Origin of the sequence: Variovorax dokdonensis, assembly GCF_030316895.1 — a bacterium.
GTDB classification, from domain to species: domain Bacteria; phylum Pseudomonadota; class Gammaproteobacteria; order Burkholderiales; family Burkholderiaceae_C; genus Variovorax; species Variovorax dokdonensis.
On the sequence record NZ_JASZYV010000003.1, the window covers coordinates 636,222 to 654,035 of the forward strand.

The following is a 17,814-nucleotide window of genomic DNA, read 5'->3' on the forward strand; positions in this document are numbered from 1 at the left end:
CGAGCAGTCGAACAACTGTTACCTGGATTCACACGTGACCCTTTCCCGACCTTGCTTGCCGGAGTTCCGGCTTCGACTCCTAGCTGGCCTCATCGGCAGCGTCTTTGCCACCGGCGCCGTTGCGCAGGAAAGCGTCCGCACGGCCGCGCTCGACACCATCGTGGTCAGCGGCTCGCGCTCCGAGCAGAAGCGCGACGACGTGCCCGCCAGCATGGAAGTGCTCGACCGCGAGACGATGGAAGCAGAGCAGGTCAACGACATCCGCGATGCGGTGCGCGACATGCCCAACGTTTCGGTCAAGCGCGCGCCTGCCCGCTTCGGCCTGGCCGCCGGCAACACCGGGCGGGACGGCAACGCGGGCTTCAACATCCGCGGCCTGGACGGCAACCGGGTGCTGCTGCTCACCGACGGCATTCGCACGCCGCGCAGCTATGTGTTCTCGGCCAACGCCTTCGGCCGCGACTACTTCGACATCGGCCTGATCGAGCGCATCGAGGTGCTCAAGGGCCCGGCCTCGGCGCTGTATGGCTCGGATGGCATGGCCGGCCTGGTCAACCTCATCACGCGTGAGCCGCAGTCCTTCCTGCAAGGCGACACCACCTTCGGCGGCAGCGCCAGCGTCGGCTACAGCGGCGAGGACGACGGCTGGCACACCGGACTGTCCTTGGCAGGCAAGGCTTCGGACACGGTGCAGTGGCTGCTTTCCGCCAGCGGCAGCAAGACCGAGGGGCTGAAGAACATGGGCACCAACGATTCGGCCAACAGCGATCGCACCACGCCCAACCCGCAGGACGACACCAACCGGGCCCTGCTGGCCAAGGTGATCCTGACGCCGACAGCCGACCAGCGCCACGCCCTGACCTACGAGCACATCGACAAGACCTCCGACTACGACATGCTCAGCGGGCGTTCGAAGCCGCCCTACACCTCCACATCGGTGATTGACTTGCAGTCGGAGACGACGATGAAGCGCGACCGCTTCACCTACGATGGCCGCATCAAGGTCGACAGCGCCATGGCCGATTCGATCCAGGCGGTGCTGAGCTACCAGAAGGCCGGTTCGAACGAATACGCCTACGAGAACCGCTACACCGCCGCCGACCGCGTGCGCGACGTCGACTACGACGAGGACACCTGGCAAGCCATATTGCAGGCCAACAAGGTGGTGCGCGTGAGCCCGGACTGGGCGCACAGCCTCACCTACGGCTTCGACTTCACGCGCACCGACGTGACCAACCTGCAGACCGGCCTGGTCCCGCCCGCCGGCGAGACTTATCCGCTCAAACGCTTCCCGGACACGCGCGAAACAAGCTCGGCCTTCTACATCCAGGACGAGATCATCCACGACCGCTGGAGCATCACCCCCGGGCTGCGTTTCGACCAGTACGACATCGATGCCGACCAGACCGGCTTCAACGCCACCGCGGCATCGACCTCGGGATCGGCCGTTTCGCCCAAGCTGGGTGTGCTGTTCCGCGCCACGCCTTCCTACAGCCTCTACGGCAATTACGCCACCGGCTTCAAGGCGCCCAACGCCTTCCAGGTGAACAACTTCTTCGAGAACGTCCAGGCCGGCTACAAGACCATCCCCAACCCGGACCTCAAGCCCGAGAAGAGCCAGAACTTCGAGATCGGCGTTCGTGGACGAACCGGCATCGTCAACTTCGACGTGGCCGCCTTCACCGGCAACTACAAGGACCTGATCGAGGAAAACCGCCTGGTGGGCGGACGCGGCATTCCGCGCATCGATCCGCTCGTGTTCCAGTCGGTCAACATCGGCGAGGCACGCATCAGCGGCTTCGAGTTCAAGGGCGATGTGGACTTCACCGAGCAGGGCCGAGGCTTCTCCGTGCCCTTCGCCTACGGCCACACCGAGGGCACCAACAAGACCGACGACCGCCCGCTCAACTCGGTCGATCCCGACAAGGGCAGCGTGGGCCTGAAATACAACGCCGGCGCCTGGAGCGCCCGCCTCGACGTCGTCTACTACGCCGGCAAGAAGCGCGGCGATGTCGACCCGAGCGAAGTGACCACCGGCCAGCAGTTCCTGCCGCCTTCGGCCACCACGCTGGACATCAGCGCCCAATGGCGCATCAATCCCAGGTTGCGACTGAACGTGGGCATCGTGAACGTCACCGACAAGAAATACTGGCGCTGGTCCGACGTGCGCGGCCTGGCCAGCAACTCGACGGTGCTGGACGCCTACAGCCAGCCCGGCCGCACTTTCAACGCGACCCTGGTCGCAGACTTCTGATTCGAGCCAACCATGAACACATCGACCCACGATCTGCTGGACCGCTTCGCCCAGACGCGCGAAGCGGGCAAGCGCCACAAGGACGCCGCCAAGGCCATCGGCATCAGCGAAGGCCAGGCCATTGCGTTGCACGCGGGCACGAGTGGCCGAGCCATCCAGGCAACGCCGCTGCGCGGCCCCTGGCTGGAACTTCTGCAAGGCCTGGAGGCCTGCGGCCCGGTGCTCGCCCTGACCCGCAACGAAAGCACGGTGCACGAGAAGACGGGGACGTATCGCAACCTTTCGGGCAGCGGGCACGTCGCGCTGGCGCTGGGCGAAGAGATCGACCTGCGCCTGTTCTTCAACCATTGGCATGCCGGCTTCGCGGTCAGCGAGGGTGCGAGCCAGAGCCTGCAGTTCTTCGACAAGTCCGGCGTGGCCGTGCACAAGGTGTTCGCACGCGACGCGACGGACAGGGCTGCCTTCCAGGCGCTGATCGACAAGCATGCCGATCATGGCCAGGTGGTGGCATTCGTGGCGTCCGAGTCCAAGCCGCAACCGCGCCCCGACGGCGCCATCGATGCCAGCGCCCTGTCGGGCGCGTGGGCCGAGATGAAGGACACGCACGAATTCTTCAGCCTGCTGAAGAAGTTCGACGTCGAGCGCCAGCAGAGCTTTCGCCTGACCGAAGGCGCCTTCACCCATCGAGCGGCCAAGAGCACGTTGCGCGACCTGCTGCACGAAGCCGCATTCGACGGTACGCCCATCATGGTCTTCGTCGGCAGCCCCGGTTGCATCCAGATCCACAGCGGGCCGGTGCAGCGCATCGAGCCGATGGAGATGCATGGCATGCGGTGGCTCAACGTGCTCGACCCGGGATTCAACCTGCATCTGCGCGAAGACCTTGTCGAATCGGTCTGGGTCGTGCGCAAACCGACCAGCGATGGCGTGGTCACCTCGGTCGAGGCCTTCGACGTCGACGGCACCCTCATGGCCATGTTCTTCGGCGTGCGCAAGCCCGGCAAGCCGGAGCTGGACGCCTGGCGCGCCATCGTCGAGAAGGTTGCACCGCAAGGGGCCGCGGCATGACGTTGAAAAGCATCGAGCTCAAGGCCTTCGTGCCTGCGCAGGACTTCGAGCTGTCCAAGCGCTTCTATCGCGAAATCGGCTTCACCATGGCGTCGGAGGGTGGCGGCATTGCCTACTTCCACCACCAGGGCAGCTGCCCTTTCCTGCTGCAAAGCTACTACGTGAAGGAGTTTGCCGAGAACCTGCAACTCCACTTGCTGGTGGAGGACGTACAGGCCTGGTGGTCGCATCTGAAGGCCATCGACATCACCGGACGCTACGGCGTTCGCATGACGGACCCCGTCGAGCAGCCCTGGGTCATGATCGACTTCAGCTTGACCGACCCGTGCGGCGTCTGCTGGCGCATCGGGCAGAACATCCCGCGCAAGGACGCAACGCCATGAGCCCGACCCCCAACCTGGCGAAGTCTGCCGGTCGGCGAACCGTGTTGCGCATGATCGCGGCCGCCGCAGCCGGCGCGCTGGCGCTGCCTGCCACGCGCGCCGCCAGCCGACCCGAGGCCCGCATCATCACCATCAGCGGCGCCGTCACCGAAGTGGCGTACGCGCTCGGCGCGGAGGGGCAAGTGGTGGGCACCGATACCACCAGCATCTTCCCGGCTGCGGCCCTCAAGACGCCCAAGGTGGGCTACATGCGCCAGTTGTCGGCCGAGGGCCTTCTGTCGCTGCGCCCCAATGCCGTCATCGCGACCACCGAGGCCGGTCCGCCTGTGGTCCTCGATCAGTTGCGCAGCGCCGGCGTCAAGCTCGAACTGATCGAAGCCGATCACACCTGGGGCGAAGTCCAGCGCAAGGTGCATGCGGTGGGCCGCGCCGCCGGACGCGAGACGCAAGCCGCCGATCTGCAGCGCAATCTCGATGCGCGATGGGCCGAGGTCCAATCCCGCGTGGCCTCGGCCAGCGGAAGGCGCAAGCCGCGCGTGCTGTTCGTTCTTTCGCACAGCGCGAGTCCGCAGGTTTCCGGCGAGAAGACCGCCGCCAACGCGGTGATCGGCTTCGCCGGCGGCGTCAATTGCCTGTCGGGCTTCCAGGGCTACCGACCGATGACGGCAGAGGCCATGGCCAGCGCTGCGCCCGACGTGATCCTGACCAGCACGCAGAGCATCGAGGCACATGGTGGCGCAGACCGCTTCTGGCAGCGTCCCGAACTTGCGTTGACGCCCGCCTTTGCCAGGCGCGCGCTCATCACGCAGGACGCGCTGCTTCTGCTCGGATTCGGCCCGCGCCTGCCGCAGGCCGTCGACGAACTGCACCGGCAGCTTCAGGCGCTATGAGCCTGGCCATGGAAACGCGGCACCGTCTGCCGACGCGCACGGTGCTGGTCGCCGGCGGCGCCCTGCTGCTCGTGGCGTTTGCAGTCGCCGCGTCGAGCGGCGCCTACGCCATCAGCACCGGACAACTCTGGGGCGTGCTGCGCGATGCGTGGCAAGGCGTGGCGTCGCCCTCGCCGGAACATCTGGTCTTCATGAACATCCGGCTGCCGCGCCTTCTGCTGGGCGTGGCCGCCGGCTGCGGGCTCGGCATGGCCGGCGCATTGATGCAGGGGCTGTTTCGCAACCCGCTGGCCGACCCGGGGCTGATCGGCATCAGCAGCGGCGCTGCATTGGCGGCCGGCATCACCATCGTCATGGGCGCCTGGTTGTGGCCGGTGCTGCCGCGCACGCTGGGCAGCTGGACGCTGGTGGCCACCGCCTTCTGCGGCGGCTTCGCCGTCACCTTTCTGATCTACGTGCTCTCGCGCAGCGAAGGCGGCACGCGCATGGCGCTGATGCTGCTGGCCGGCATCGCCGTCAATGCGCTGGCCGGCGCCGGCCTGGGGCTGCTGAGCGTGCTGGCCACCGACGAACAGTTGCGCAGCCTGCAGTTCTGGTTGCTCGGAAGCCTGGGCGGCGCGCGTTGGAGCGCCGTGATGCTGGTCGGCGTGGTCGTGGCGCTGGCCTGCGCTGTCGCACTCACGCTGGCGCCAGCGCTCAACGCGATGGCGCTGGGCGAGCCGCAGGCGCGCCTGCTCGGCATCGACGTCGAGCGCGTCAAGCGTCGTGCCATCGTGGTCACAGCCTTCGCGGTCGGCGCCGTCACGGCCACGACGGGCGTCATCGGATTCATCGGCCTGATCGCGCCGCACTGGGTGCGCATGGTGGCGGGGCCAGACCACCGCATCGTGCTGCCCGCCTCCGGCCTGCTGGGCGCTGCACTGGTGCTGGCGGCCGACACCGTGGCGCGCACCATCCTCGCGCCGGCCGAGCTACCTCTGGGCGTGCTCACCGCTTTCATCGGCGTGCCCATGTTCCTGCTGATGCTGCGCCACTACCGCAACCGCCTATGAGCATCGCCTGCACCGATGCCGGCCTGTCGGTCGGCCACAAGACCTTGCTGGAAGGCGTGGACGCCCGGTTCTTGCCGGGGCGCGTTTGCGCCATCCTCGGCCCGAACGGCGCGGGCAAATCGACATTGCTGTCGTTGCTCTGCGCCCAGCGGCCGCCCACTCGCGGACGCGTGATGCTCGATGACCGAGACATCGGCTCGCATTCGCCGGCAGCGCTGGCGCTGCGACGCGCGGTGATGCCGCAGGAAAGCAGCGTCGCCTTCGACTTCAACGCCGAGGAGATCGTCGCCCTGGGTCGCCTGCCGCATCGCCTTGCGCCCGAACCGCAAGAGCATCGCATCGTTCCGGAAGCGATGACGCTCACCGGCGTGGCAGGCCTGGCGCATCGCGTCCTCAACACCCTCTCGGGCGGCGAGAAGGCCCGTGTGCACCTGGCCCGCGCGCTTGCGCAACTGTGGCACCCCCGCCCGGACGGCACGACGCGCTGGCTGATGCTCGACGAGCCTACCGCTGCGCTGGACGTTGCGCATCAGCATTCGGTGATGGCGCTAGCTCGGCGATGGGCCGGGCAAGGCGTCGGCGTGGTCGCCGTGCTGCACGACCTGAACCTGGCGCTGCGCTATGCCGACGAAGTGATCGTGCTCAGCCAGGGCCGCAAGGTGGCGCAGGGCGAGACCGCGCAGGTGCTGCAGCCCGCATTGGTCAGCGAGATCTGGCGGACCCCCTGCGAGCTGGTCAGCGGTCGGGACGGCGCGCCGCAGTTTCTTTTCGGCGGCTGATTCTTTACGCATTCTTGACGCCTCACCCCCGGCGTCGAATGGATTGTTTACGCCCTTCGGGAGAACACTGCCAGCGATTCGACAACGATTCCTGCTGGCATGACCGAAACCATCCTCGTCTTCGCCCTGGCCCTGCTTCTAGGCTGGCCATTGGGCAACTACCTCGCGGCCGTGATGCGCGGCGCGCCAATGCGCGGCGACGCGTTCTTCCGTTACATCGAGCAGCCCATCTACCGGCTGCTGGGCACGAAGCCCGAACACGGCATGGACTGGAAGGGCTACGCCCTTGCCTTCCTGGCCAGCAACCTGGTGCTGGCCATTCTGGTCTGGCTCATCTTCATGACGCAGGCCTGGTTGCCGCTCAACCCCAACGACGCGCCCAACATGCGCTGGGATCTGGCGCTGCACACCATGGTGTCGTTCCTGACGAACACCAACCAGCAGCACTATTCCGGCCAGGCCCAGCTGTCCTACCTGGCGCAGATGACCGGCATCGTCGGCCTGCAAGTGGTGACGCCCATGATGGGGCTGGCCATCGTCGCCGCGACGCTGCGCGGCATCTTCGGCGGGCGCAACGCCAGCCGTTCGACGGGCGCCAATACCCCGACATCCGGCCAGGTCTACGTGGGCAACTACTGGGCCGACGTGATCCGCCCCACCGTGCGCTTCATGCTGCCGCTGTGCCTCGTGTTCTCCCTGGCGCTCACACAGCAGGGTGTTCCGGCCACGCTGCTTGGCGGACCGGTGGTCGCGCCGGTGGATTCGAGCGTGCAAATGAAGGAGCAGAAGATCCCGCTCGGCCCGGTGGCGCCCATGGTGGCCATCAAGCAACTCGGCACCAACGGCGGCGGCTGGTACGGCCCCAACAGTGCGGCGCCGCTGGAGAATCCGACGCCTTTGACCAACCTGCTGGAAACGCTGGCCATCATCCTGGTGCCGGTGGCCGTGGCCTTCATGGTCGGGCCTTTTACCGGCCGACGTCGCTTCGCCGCGCTGGTGGTGGGCTGCATGCTGCTGATGTCGGTGGCGTCGAGCGGCCTCGCCATCTGGTCCGAAGGCCACTCCGTCACCTCGGCCGACATCGCGCTGATGGAAGGCAAGGAAGTGCGCCTGGGCGCGGATGCGTCGGCCTTGTGGGCTTCGCTGACCACGCAGACTTCCAACGGCTCGGTCAACGCCATGCACGACTCGCTCGCGCCGCTGACCGGCCTCGTCACGATCAGCGACATGCTGGTCAATGCCGTGTGGGGCGGCATCGGCTGCGGACTGCAGCAGTTCCTGGTCTACCTGATGCTGAGCGTGTTCATCGCCGGCCTCATGACCGGACGCACGCCCGAACTCTTCGGCCGCAAGATCGAGGCGTCCGAGGTGCGCCTGCTGGCCGTGCTGGTGCTGCTGCAGCCGCTCGTGCTGCTCGGCCTGACGGCGCTCACGCTGTCGTGGCCCGGATTGGCGGGCACGTCGAACCCGGGCTTCCATGGCATCAGCCAGGTCTTCTATGAGTTCACCTCGGCCTTCGCCAACAACGGCTCGGGCTTCGAAGGCCTGGGCGACGCCACCTACTGGTGGAACCTGAGCTGCGCGGTCGTGCTGGCGCTGGGCCGCTACCCCGCACTGATCATCCCGCTGGCCATCGCCGCGATGCTCGCCAGCAAGCGCCGTGCGCCCGAAGGCGCTGGCAGCCTGCAGATCGAGACGCCGACCTTCGCACTCACCTTGATCGCCGTGATCGTGATCCTCACGCTGCTGCAGTTCATGCCCGTGCTCGTGCTGGGCCCGGTGGCCGACCACCTGTCGCTGGCCGTGCGATGAATACGAAAGAGAAAGCCACTGTCATGACCCGAACCACTGAAAAAGATACCGGCCGGAGGGCTTCGCCAATGGGCGCAGCGCTGGTCGACGCTTTCGTCAAGCTTTCGCCCCAACATGCCCTTCGCAACCCCGTCATGGCGGTCGTCTGGCTGGGCACGCTCGTGACCGCCGTGATCACCGCCACCGGCCACACGGAGCTGGGCTTCGGCATCGCCGTGACGGCGCTGCTGCTGATCACCGTGCTGTTCGCCAACTTCGCCGAAGCCATCGCCGAAGCGCGCGGACGCGGCCAGACCGCATCGCTGCGCCGGGCCCGCCAGGACCTGATGGCGCGCCGCATCGACCGTTCGGGCGGCAGCCTCGCCGAAAGCCGCATTCCCGCGGCCGAGCTGCGGCCCGGCGACGAAGTGGTGGTGGAGGCCGGCCAATGGATTCCCGCCGACGGCGAGATCGTCGAAGGCCTGGCCACCGTCAACGAAGCAGCCGTCACCGGCGAGTCCGCGCCGGTGCTGCGCGAAGCCGGAACCGACCGCTCGGGCGTCATCGGCGGCACGCAGGTGCTGTCCGACCGCATCGTCGTGCGCATCACTGCCGAGCCGGGGCACAGCTTCCTGGACCGGATGATCGCGCTGGTCGAAGGCGCCAACCGCCAGAAGACGCCGAACGAGATCGCCCTGGGCATTCTGCTGGCGGTGATGACACTGACCTTCGTGATCGTCGTCGTCACGCTGCCGTTCATCTCCGGCGCGGTCGGCGTGGACATCAATCCCGTGCTGCTCGTGGCCCTGCTGGTGTGTCTGATCCCGACCACCATCGGCGGCTTGCTGCCGGCGATCGGCATCTCCGGCATGAACCGGGCACTGCGCGCCAATGTGCTGGCCAAGTCCGGCAAGTCGGTGGAGGTGGCCGGCGACGTGGACGTGCTGCTGCTGGACAAGACCGGCACCATCACCCACGGCGACCGTCAGGCCACGGCGTTCCACGCGCTGGCCGGTGTGGATGCCGCGACGCTGCGCGAAGCCGCCCTGCTCGCCTCGCTGGCCGACCCCACGCCCGAAGGCAAGTCGATCGTGAAGCTGGCTCGCGAAAAGGGCGTGGCGCCCACCGAGCCGGCCGAGGCCCACTTCATCGCCTTCACCGCCCAGACGCGCATGTCCGGTGTCGACCTGCCGGACGGCCGCATGATCCGCAAGGGCGCGCTCGATGCCGTCATGCGGCACGTGCAGCAGATGGACGGCCGCGTGCCGGCCGAACTGGTGGCGCGCGTGGAGCAGGTCGCGCGTGGCGGCGCGACGCCGCTGGTGGTGGCCGACGGGCGTCATCTCCTGGGCGTGATCGAGCTGTCCGACGTGGTCAAGCATGGCATCAAGGAGCGCTTTGCACGCCTGCGGGCCATGGGCATCCGCACCGTGATGATCACCGGCGACAACCGGCTCACCGCCGCCAGCATCGCCGCCGAGGCGGGCGTGGACGACTACATCGCCGAGGCTCGCCCCGAGGACAAGCTGGCCCGCATCCGCGAAGAGCAGGCACAGGGCAGGCTCGTGGCCATGGTGGGCGACGGCACGAACGATGCCCCCGCCCTGGCGCAGGCCGACATCGGCCTGGCGATGAATTCCGGCACGCAGGCCGCCAAGGAGGCCGGCAACATGATCGACCTGGACTCCGACCCCGCCAAGCTTCTGGCCGTGGTGGAGATCGGCAAGCAGCAGCTCATCACGCGCGGCGCGCTCACCACCTTTTCGCTGGCCAACGACGTGTCGAAGTACTTCGCGATCCTGCCGGCCCTGTTCGCCGCGGCCATCCCGCAGATGGCGGCGCTGGACGTGATGAACCTTTCCAGCCCGACCGGCGCGGTGCTGTCGGCGCTGGTGTTCAACGCCATCATCATCCCGCTGCTGATTCCGCTTGCGCTGCGCGGCGTTCGCTTCCGGCCCGCCAGCGCCACCGAGCTGCTGCGCAACAACATGCTGGTCTACGGCGTGGGTGGCGTGCTCCTGCCCTTTGTGGCCATCAAGCTCATCGACGTGGTGCTGTCCAGCGCCTTCCCGATCTGAAAACATCCGAAAGCAAATCATGGCAACGAATGAACGATCCGTCGCGCTGACAGCCCCGCGCGAGCCGGCCCAGGCCAGCATCACTGGCAGCGCGCCCTGGCGCGGCGCCATCGGCCTGGCGGTGCTCGCGCTCGGCGGCTTCGGCTTTCTCTACTCGCTGGCCGGCGTCGGCCTGGGGCAGGCGCTGTTTCCGGCCAGCGCGCAAGGCAACCTGATCGAGCAAGGGGGCAAGGTCGTCGGGTCTGAATGGGTGGCGCAGCCCTTCGCGGATGCGCGCTACTTCTCGCCGCGACCCTCCGCGGTGGACTGGCAGCCGATGTCGGCCGGCGGCAGCAACCAGGCCCGCACCAATCCGCAGATGCGTGAACGCGTCGAGGCGGCACGCGCCGAGGTCGCGAAGCGCGAGAACGTCGATCCCGCGCAGGTTCCATCCGACCTCGTGACGCAGTCGGGCGGCGGCTTCGATCCGCACATCAGCCTGGAGGCCGCACGCATCCAGGTGCCGCGCGTCGCCCAGGCGCGCGGGCTCGATCCAGCGGTGGTGCAGCGCCTGATCGACGGCACCGCCGAGGGCGCACAGTTCGGCATCCTCGGGCAGCCGCGGGTGAACGTGCTGGCCCTCAATCTCGCCCTCGACCGGTCGGCAGGTGCGCGATGATCGGGGCCGATGGGATCTGAACAGCAACACGAGCGGGCCGACGCCCTCGCCGGCGAACTGCGCCGGCAGGCCGCCGGCCGGCTCACCGTCTTCCTGGGCGCCGCGCCCGGCGTCGGCAAGACCTACGCCATGCTGGCGCGGGCGCGCGAACTGCATCGGCAGGGCGAAGACGTCGTCATCGGCATCGTCGAGACCCACGGCCGCAGCGAGACGCAGGCCATGGTCGACGGCCTGCCGGCCGTGCCCCGGCGCAGGGTGGAGTACCAAGGCCGCTCGCTCGAGGAGATGGACCTCGACGCCCTGCTCGCGCGCAAGCCCGCCATCGTCCTCGTCGACGAGCTGGCCCATCGCAACGCTCCCGGCAGCCGGCACGAGCGCCGTTGGCAGGACGTGCAGGAACTGCTGGACGCCGGCATCGACGTCTACACCACCGTCAACGTCCAGCACCTGGAGAGCCTGAACGACGAGGTGCACCACATCACCGGCGTTCGCGTGAGCGAGACGGTGCCAGACGCCGTGTTCGACCGCCTGCGCGACATCCGACTGGTCGACCTTCCACCGCGCGAACTGATCGAGCGGCTGAACCAGGGCAAGGTGTACCTGCCCACGCAAGCCGCCCAGGCGCTACAGGCCTTCTTCTCGCCCTCGAACCTCACCGCCTTGCGCGAACTGGCGATGCAGACCGTGGCCGAGCAGGTGGACGCCGACCTGCGCGAAGCTCGGGCGGCGCGCGGCCTGCCTGGGCTGCCGATCCAGCGCCACGTGATCATCGCCATCGACGGCCAGGGCGAATCCGAATATCTCGTGCGCGCCGGCGCCCGCCTGGCCGAGCGGCGCGGGGCGCCCTGGTCGGTGGTGACGGTCGACACCGGCCGCTCCGCCTCGGCCACGTCGCAGGCCGACACCGCCCGGCGCGGCGCCGCGCGGCTGCAAGGCTCGGCGGCCGCCGAGCAGGCGCGCCAGCTCGAGATCGATCGTGCCTTCGCGCTCGCGCGCAAGCTGGGCGGCGCCACCGAGGTCCTGCATGGCGGCGACGTGGCCGGCGCACTGCTCGACGCGGCAGCGGCCCGCGGCGCGCGCGCCATCGTCATCGGCCGCACGCGCGAGCGCCCGCTGGCGCGTGCCTTCAACCGCACGCTGACGCAGCAACTGCTCCAACGCGGGGCACGTTACGAACTGACCATCGTCAGCACGCCGCGCGAGCGCGTCCGCGAACGCCGCGTGCCGTGGCTCAACGGCACCCGGCTGACGCCACGCGAAGCCATGCTCACCGTCGCTGCCACCGCGCTGGCCGTGGGCGCGGCCATGGTGGGCGAGAAGTTCATCGGGCTGCAGGACCTGTCGATGGTGTTCATCGTCGCCGTGATCGGCGTGGCCGCGCGCACGCGCATGTCGGCCGCCGTCGCCACCGCGACCTTCTGCTTCCTGGCCTACAACTACTTCTTCATCGAGCCGCGCTTCACCTTCCTCATCACCGGCAACCAGGGCGTGGCCACGGTGATGATCTTCCTGGCGGCGGCACTCATCGCCGGCCGGCTCGCGTCGCGGCTGCGCATGCAGGTGATTGCGCTGCGCGCGGCCAACGCGCATGCCACGGCCATCCAGGACTTGGGACGCCGGCTGGCCAGTGCGGCCGACCTGGGCCAGGTGGTGGCCGCCGGCACCACGGCGCTCGAATCCACGCTGCAGGCGCAAGCCTGGATCAGCATCGGCGACCTGCAGGCGCCCTCGGCGCCGGGTGCATCGCCGGACGACAAGGACCGGGTGGCCGCCGACTGGACGAAGCGGCGCGGACTGGCCAGCGGCCGCTTCACCGACACGCTCACCCAGTGCCCTTGGTGGTTTCTGCCGGTACGCCTGGACGACGAGACCGTGGGCGTCGTCGGCTTGCGCTTTTCGGACAAGGTGTCGCGCCTGGCCTTTGAACAGCGCCGCCTCGCCGAAAGCATGGTCGAGGACATCGCCCTGGCGGTGCAGCGTGCCCGGCTGGTGGAAGACCTCGAAACCGCGCGCGTCGGCGGCGAGACGGAGCGCCTGCGCTCCGCGCTCCTGTCGTCGGTCTCGCACGACTTGCGCTCGCCGCTGTCGTCGATGATCGGCGCGGCCGGCAGCCTGTCGAGCTACGGCGCGGACATGAGCGAGGACGATCGGCGCGAACTGCTGCAAACCATCCGCCAGGAAGGCGAACGCCTCGATCGCTACATCCAGAACCTGCTGGACATGACCCGGCTGGGGCACCAGGGCCTGACGCTCGCGCGCGACTGGATCGGCGTGGACGAACTCATCGGCTCGGCCGCCCGGCGCTTGCAGCGCTATCTGCCTGCCTCGCGCGTGGAGGCCGACGTGCCGCCCGGCCTCGCGCCCCTGCACGTGCACCCCGCCCTCATCGAGCAAGCGCTGTTCAACGTGATGGAAAATGCCGCCAAGTTCTCGCCCCCGGGCGAGCCGATTCGCGTCGCGGTGAGCCGCATGCAGGGCGACACCTTGTGCATCGACATCAGCGACCGGGGCCCGGGCATCCCCGAGGACGAACGCAAGAGGATCTTTGACATGTTCTACAGCGTGGAGCGCGGCGACCGCGGCAAGCAGGGCACCGGCCTCGGGCTGGCCATCGTCCAGGGCATCGTCGGCGCGCACATGGGCAAGGTAGAGGCGCTGCCGGGGCCGCAGGGCGCCGGAACCACCATCCGCATCACGCTGCCCTGGGGCGAAGCGCCCGCGGCGCCCGACAAGGCCGGCGCGTGACGAGTCCGGCCAGCTCCGGCGATGCCTCCCAGGCCAACGCGCTGTCGCCGCGTGTGCTCGTCATCGACGACGAGCCGCAGATCCGCAAGTTCGTCGACATCAGCCTGCGCTCGCAGGGCTACCGCACGCTCTTGGCCGAGACCGGTGAGCAGGGGCTGATGCTGATGGCCACCCAGGGCGCCGACCTGGTCGTGCTCGACCTGGGCCTGCCCGACCGCGATGGTCGGGACGTTTTAAAGGAACTGCGCGGCTGGTCGCGCGCGCCCGTCATCGTGCTCACCGTGCGCGCCGACGAAGCGCAGAAAGTGGCTTTGCTGGACGCGGGCGCCAACGACTACGTGACCAAGCCTTTCGGCATCGAGGAGCTGATGGCGCGCATCCGCGTTCTGCTGCGCAACGCCAGGCAGGCCCAGGGCGAGGCGGCGGCGCCGGTCTACGACGATGGCGTGCTGCGCATCGACCTCGCCGCACGCGACGTGCAGGTTCATGGCGAGCCGGTGTCGCTCACCCGCAAGGAGTTCGCGCTGCTGTCGATGCTCGCGCGCCAGCCGGGCAGGCTCGTCACGCAGACGCAGCTGTTGCGCGAGATGTGGGGGCCGACCCATCAGGACGACGCGCACTACCTGCGCGTGCTGGTCGGCAAGCTGCGCGGCAAGCTGGGCGACAACGCCGCTGCGCCGCGATACATCGTGACGGAGCCGGGGGTGGGGTTGCGGTTCTTGCCGCACGACCGGGCCGCGTCCTGACGGGCCGGCCACTTTCGCTCAGCGCGCCAACACCCGCCACACCATCTCGATCCCCGCCGACCACAGGTCGGTCGTCAGGTCCAGGCGCTCCTTGCGCTCCTCGCGCTGTGCGTTGGCGCGATCGCGCTCGATGGCCATCAGCGCATCGGCCAGGTCAGCGCTGCGCGAAGGCTGCGCACCCGGCTTTGCAGCGGCGCTGGAATGGCGCTGCAGCGCCTGTTCCACCGCGGCCGGATCAAGCAGCGAAAACGGCGCGCGGCAATGCGGGCACGCATGGTCCTTGCGGATGTCCACCGGCGCGCCGCAGCCGGTGCAGAAGATGGCGTCCACGCGCCGAGCCAGGTCTTCGATCTCGGGCCGAGTCATCTGCCGCACGAATCCCTTCTCGACCATGAACGACGAGAAGGTGGCGAAGCGGCCGTGGGCCTTCGCACAGCGGTAGGTGACGTAGCGGCCGCTCTTGACCACGTCGAAGCCGCGCGACAGGACCGACCTGCAGCGCGGGCAGCGCAGCGTGTCGCTCAACGGCGCATGGGCGTCGGCGCGGTGGCGGTGCAGCAGTTCGAACAGCTCGAGCACCGCATCGGGCGCGAGCTGCGTGTTCTCGTTGGGATCGAACCACAGCCCCTGGCAGCCGAAGCAGATGTCCAGTTCGACGTGGCCGCCGTTTCGAGTGGCGAAACGGTGCGCCTCCATGGGGTGGAGGCAGGAGGGGCAGTTCGACGTTGCAAGCACGCGGCGAGTATCGCGCAGGCGGCGGCCGGTCCGGACGGGCCGGCGATCAACGCATGCTCAATGCGTCGCCGGCATCAAAAAGTCTTGGCTGATGCGTCCGCCCAGGTCGTTGACCCGGTCGAGGAACTGCGTCAGGTACGCGTGCAGGCCCGTGGCCAGGATCTCCTCGACCTTGCTGTACTGCAAGTCGGCCAGCAACTTGCCGGCGCGCCGCTGCGTCTCGCTGCTCTGCTGGTTCTTCACCTTCTCCAGGTTCATCACCACCTCGTGCATGCAGGCGTGCAGCGAGCGCGGCATGTCGGCGCGAAGGATGAGCAGATCGGCCACGCGCTCGGGGCGGATCACGTCGCGGTAGACCTTGCGGTAGATCTCGAAGGCCGAGACCGATCGCAGGATGGAACTCCAGTGGTAGAAGTCGTATTCCTGGTCTTCCTCGGTGGCAGCGCCGAAGAACTCGGTGTTGAGGGCGTGGAACTTCACGTCCACTAGGCGCGCCGTGTTGTCGGCACGCTCCAGGAACGTGCCCAGGCGCGCGAAGTAGAAGGCATCGTCCTGCAGCATGGTGCCCAGCACCACACCGCGCGAGAGGTGCGAGCGGAACTTCACCCACTCGAACACGTTGGCCGGATCGCGCTCGAAGTCGCCGGAACGCAGCATGCGGTTGATGTCCAGCCACGTGGTGTTCATCGTCTCCCACGCCTCGGTGGTGAGCGCACCGCGAACCGCACGCGCGTTCTCGCGCGCCGCGCGCAGGCACGAGACGATCGACGACGGGTTGTCCTCGTCGCACACCATGAAGTGCATGGTGGCCTCGGGCGTGATCTGCTCGTGCTTGCTGTTGAAGTTGGGCAGCAGTTCGCTGATCGACAGCAGGCCCTGCCAGCCGTACTTGGCCACTTCGGCCGACTGCGGCAGCAGCGAGGTCTGGTAGTTGACGTCCAGCAGGCGGGCCGTGTTCTCGGCGCGCTCGGTATAGCGGGCCATCCAGTAGAGGTGATCGGCGGTGCGCGACAGCATCTTCGTGTGCTCCTGTTCTTTTTGTCAGAGGCCAGGTGCCGTCTGGGTTTGGGACTGCGTGCCTTGCAACTGGCTCTGCGACATGGTCCGGGTGCGCGGGCCTTCGAGGATCCAGGTGTCCTTGGTGCCGCCGCCTTGCGACGAGTTGACGACGAGCGAGCCTTCCTTGAGCGCCACGCGGGTGAGGCCACCAGGCACCATCTGCACTTCCTTGCCCGTGAGCACGAAGGGGCGCAGGTCGATGTGGCGTGGGGCAATGCCCGCTTCCACGAAGGTGGGCGACGACGACAGGCTCAACGTCGGTTGCGCGATGTAGCCGTCGGGCTTGGCAATGACCGCGGCGCGGAATTCCTCGATCTCCGCCTGCGTGGCGGCCGGGCCGATCAGCATGCCGTAGCCGCCCGCGCCGTGCACTTCCTTGACGACCAGGTCCTTCAGGTGCGCGAGGGTGTAGTCCAGGTCTTCCTTGTTGCGGCACATCCAGGTCGGCACGTTCTTCAGGATGGGTTGCTCGCCCAGGTAGAACTCGATCATCTTGGGCACGTAGGGGTAGATGGACTTGTCGTCCGCCACGCCGGTGCCCACCGCATTGCAGATCGCCACGTTGCCGGCGCTGTAGGCGCGCATGAGGCCGGCGCAGCCCAGCGTGGAATTGGGCCGGAACACATCGGGGTCGAGGAAGTCGTCGTCCACGCGGCGGTAGATCACGTCGATCTTCATCGGGCCCTGCGTGGTGCGCATGTAGACGAAGTCGTCCTTGACGAACAGGTCCTGCCCCTCGACCAACTCCACGCCCATCTGCTGCGCCAGGAACGCATGCTCGAAGTAGGCGCTGTTGTACATGCCGGGCGTGAGCACGACCACCGTCGGGTCGGCGCTGGCCGGCGGCGCGCTGGCGCGCAGGGTCTCGAGCAGCAGGTCGGGATAGTGGGCCACCGGCGCGACCCGGTTCTGGCTGAACAGCTCGGGAAACAGCCGCATCATCATCTTGCGGTTTTCCAGCATGTAGCTCACGCCGCTGGGCACGCGCAGGTTGTCTTCGAGCACGTAGTACTCGCCGTTGCCGCCGGAATCCGCCGCCCGGATGATGTCGATGCCCGCGATGTTGGAGTAGACGTTGTTGGGCACCGTCACGCCCATCATCTGTGGCCGGAACTGCGCGTTCTTCGTGATCTGCTCGGCCGGCACGATGCCCGCCTTGATGATCTCCTGGTCGTGATAGACGTCGTGGATGAATCGGTTGAGGGCCGTCACACGCTGGACCAGGCCTTTTTCCATGCTCGCCCATTCGTGGGGCGGGATGATGCGCGGCAACAGGTCGAAGGGAATGAGCCGCTCGGTGCCGGCGCCGTCTTCGTCCTTGGCGCCATAGACCGCGAAGGTGATGCCAACCCGCCGGAAGATGACTTCGGCCTCTTCGCGCCGGCTGCGCATCAGGTCCTCGGGCTGACGCGCCAACCACTGCGCGTACCGCTGATAGTGGTCCCGAACCGGTGCACCTTCGTAGGGCAGCCTGTCGTACATCTCGTCGAATTTCTGCATACAGCCTCGTTCCTCTGCAAGGTAGCAAAGCAATTTCAGGACCAACCTGGTGCACAGCCCGAAAAAGTGCGGGTCG

General features: G+C 67.9%; 14 protein-coding genes. 11 read left to right on the forward strand and 3 right to left on the reverse strand.

Annotated elements, in window-relative coordinates:
- The first annotated feature begins 34 nt into the window (after window positions 1–34).
- The 11 genes from QTH91_RS16710 (at window position 35) to QTH91_RS16760 (ending at window position 14,444) form a co-directional block, all read left to right on the forward strand.
- Window positions 35–2,254 carry a TonB-dependent hemoglobin/transferrin/lactoferrin family receptor gene (locus QTH91_RS16710; protein ID WP_286661222.1) on the forward strand — a complete coding sequence of 740 codons (2,220 nt, stop codon included), beginning with the start codon at window positions 35–37 and terminating at the stop codon, window positions 2,252–2,254.
- A gap of 12 nt (window positions 2,255–2,266) precedes the next feature.
- On the forward strand, window positions 2,267–3,322 hold the full coding sequence (locus tag QTH91_RS16715) for a hemin-degrading factor (RefSeq protein ID WP_286661223.1): 1,056 nt from the start codon (window positions 2,267–2,269) through the stop codon (window positions 3,320–3,322).
- Entirely contained in the window at window positions 3,319–3,705 is a 387-nt protein-coding gene (locus QTH91_RS16720; protein WP_286661224.1) for a VOC family protein, read from the forward strand. The genes QTH91_RS16715 and QTH91_RS16720 overlap by 4 nt, the downstream gene beginning before the upstream one ends.
- Window positions 3,702–4,595, forward strand: coding sequence for a heme/hemin ABC transporter substrate-binding protein (locus tag QTH91_RS16725; protein ID WP_286661225.1), 894 nt, complete (start codon window positions 3,702–3,704; stop codon window positions 4,593–4,595). The genes QTH91_RS16720 and QTH91_RS16725 overlap by 4 nt, the downstream gene beginning before the upstream one ends.
- 8 nt (window positions 4,596–4,603) lie before the next feature.
- Window positions 4,604–5,647 (forward strand): FecCD family ABC transporter permease, encoded by a 1,044-nt coding sequence (locus QTH91_RS16730; protein ID WP_286661226.1) that lies wholly within the window; start codon window positions 4,604–4,606, stop codon window positions 5,645–5,647.
- Window positions 5,644–6,426, forward strand: a complete 783-nt coding sequence (locus tag QTH91_RS16735) for a heme ABC transporter ATP-binding protein (protein WP_286661227.1) — start codon at window positions 5,644–5,646, stop codon at window positions 6,424–6,426. The genes QTH91_RS16730 and QTH91_RS16735 overlap by 4 nt, the downstream gene beginning before the upstream one ends.
- Window positions 6,427–6,525: 99 nt before the next feature.
- Window positions 6,526–8,238: a potassium-transporting ATPase subunit KdpA gene (gene kdpA / locus QTH91_RS16740; protein ID WP_286661228.1), complete on the forward strand. Its 1,713-nt coding sequence runs from the start codon at window positions 6,526–6,528 to the stop codon at window positions 8,236–8,238.
- Window positions 8,239–8,261: 23 nt separating this feature from the next.
- Window positions 8,262–10,295, forward strand: a complete 2,034-nt coding sequence (kdpB, locus tag QTH91_RS16745; RefSeq protein ID WP_286661229.1) for a potassium-transporting ATPase subunit KdpB — start codon at window positions 8,262–8,264, stop codon at window positions 10,293–10,295.
- Between the two features lie 19 nt (window positions 10,296–10,314).
- On the forward strand, window positions 10,315–10,953 hold the full coding sequence (gene kdpC / locus QTH91_RS16750) for a potassium-transporting ATPase subunit KdpC (protein WP_286661230.1): 639 nt from the start codon (window positions 10,315–10,317) through the stop codon (window positions 10,951–10,953).
- Window positions 10,954–10,962: 9 nt separating this feature from the next.
- Complete coding sequence (locus tag QTH91_RS16755; RefSeq protein WP_286661231.1) at window positions 10,963–13,698, forward strand: ATP-binding protein; 2,736 nt, start codon at window positions 10,963–10,965, stop codon at window positions 13,696–13,698.
- A complete protein-coding gene (locus QTH91_RS16760; RefSeq protein ID WP_286661232.1) occupies window positions 13,695–14,444 on the forward strand; it encodes a response regulator in 750 nt (249 codons plus the stop codon). The genes QTH91_RS16755 and QTH91_RS16760 overlap by 4 nt, the downstream gene beginning before the upstream one ends.
- Window positions 14,445–14,462: 18 nt before the next feature.
- Here the strand turns inward: QTH91_RS16760 and QTH91_RS16765 are convergent, their stop codons facing one another.
- Genes QTH91_RS16765 through QTH91_RS16775 form a run of 3 tightly spaced genes read right to left on the reverse strand, consistent with a single transcriptional unit; the run spans window position 14,463 to window position 17,738 of the window.
- Window positions 14,463–15,179, reverse strand: coding sequence for a TFIIB-type zinc ribbon-containing protein (locus QTH91_RS16765; RefSeq protein ID WP_286661233.1), 717 nt, complete (start codon window positions 15,177–15,179; stop codon window positions 14,463–14,465).
- Window positions 15,180–15,236: 57 nt separating this feature from the next.
- Window positions 15,237–16,196 (reverse strand): alpha-E domain-containing protein, encoded by a 960-nt coding sequence (locus QTH91_RS16770; RefSeq protein ID WP_286661234.1) that lies wholly within the window; start codon window positions 16,194–16,196, stop codon window positions 15,237–15,239.
- A 24-nt stretch (window positions 16,197–16,220) separates the two neighbouring features.
- On the reverse strand, window positions 16,221–17,738 hold the full coding sequence (locus tag QTH91_RS16775; protein ID WP_286661235.1) for a circularly permuted type 2 ATP-grasp protein: 1,518 nt from the start codon (window positions 17,736–17,738) through the stop codon (window positions 16,221–16,223).
- Between the last annotated feature and the right edge of the window lie 76 nt (window positions 17,739–17,814).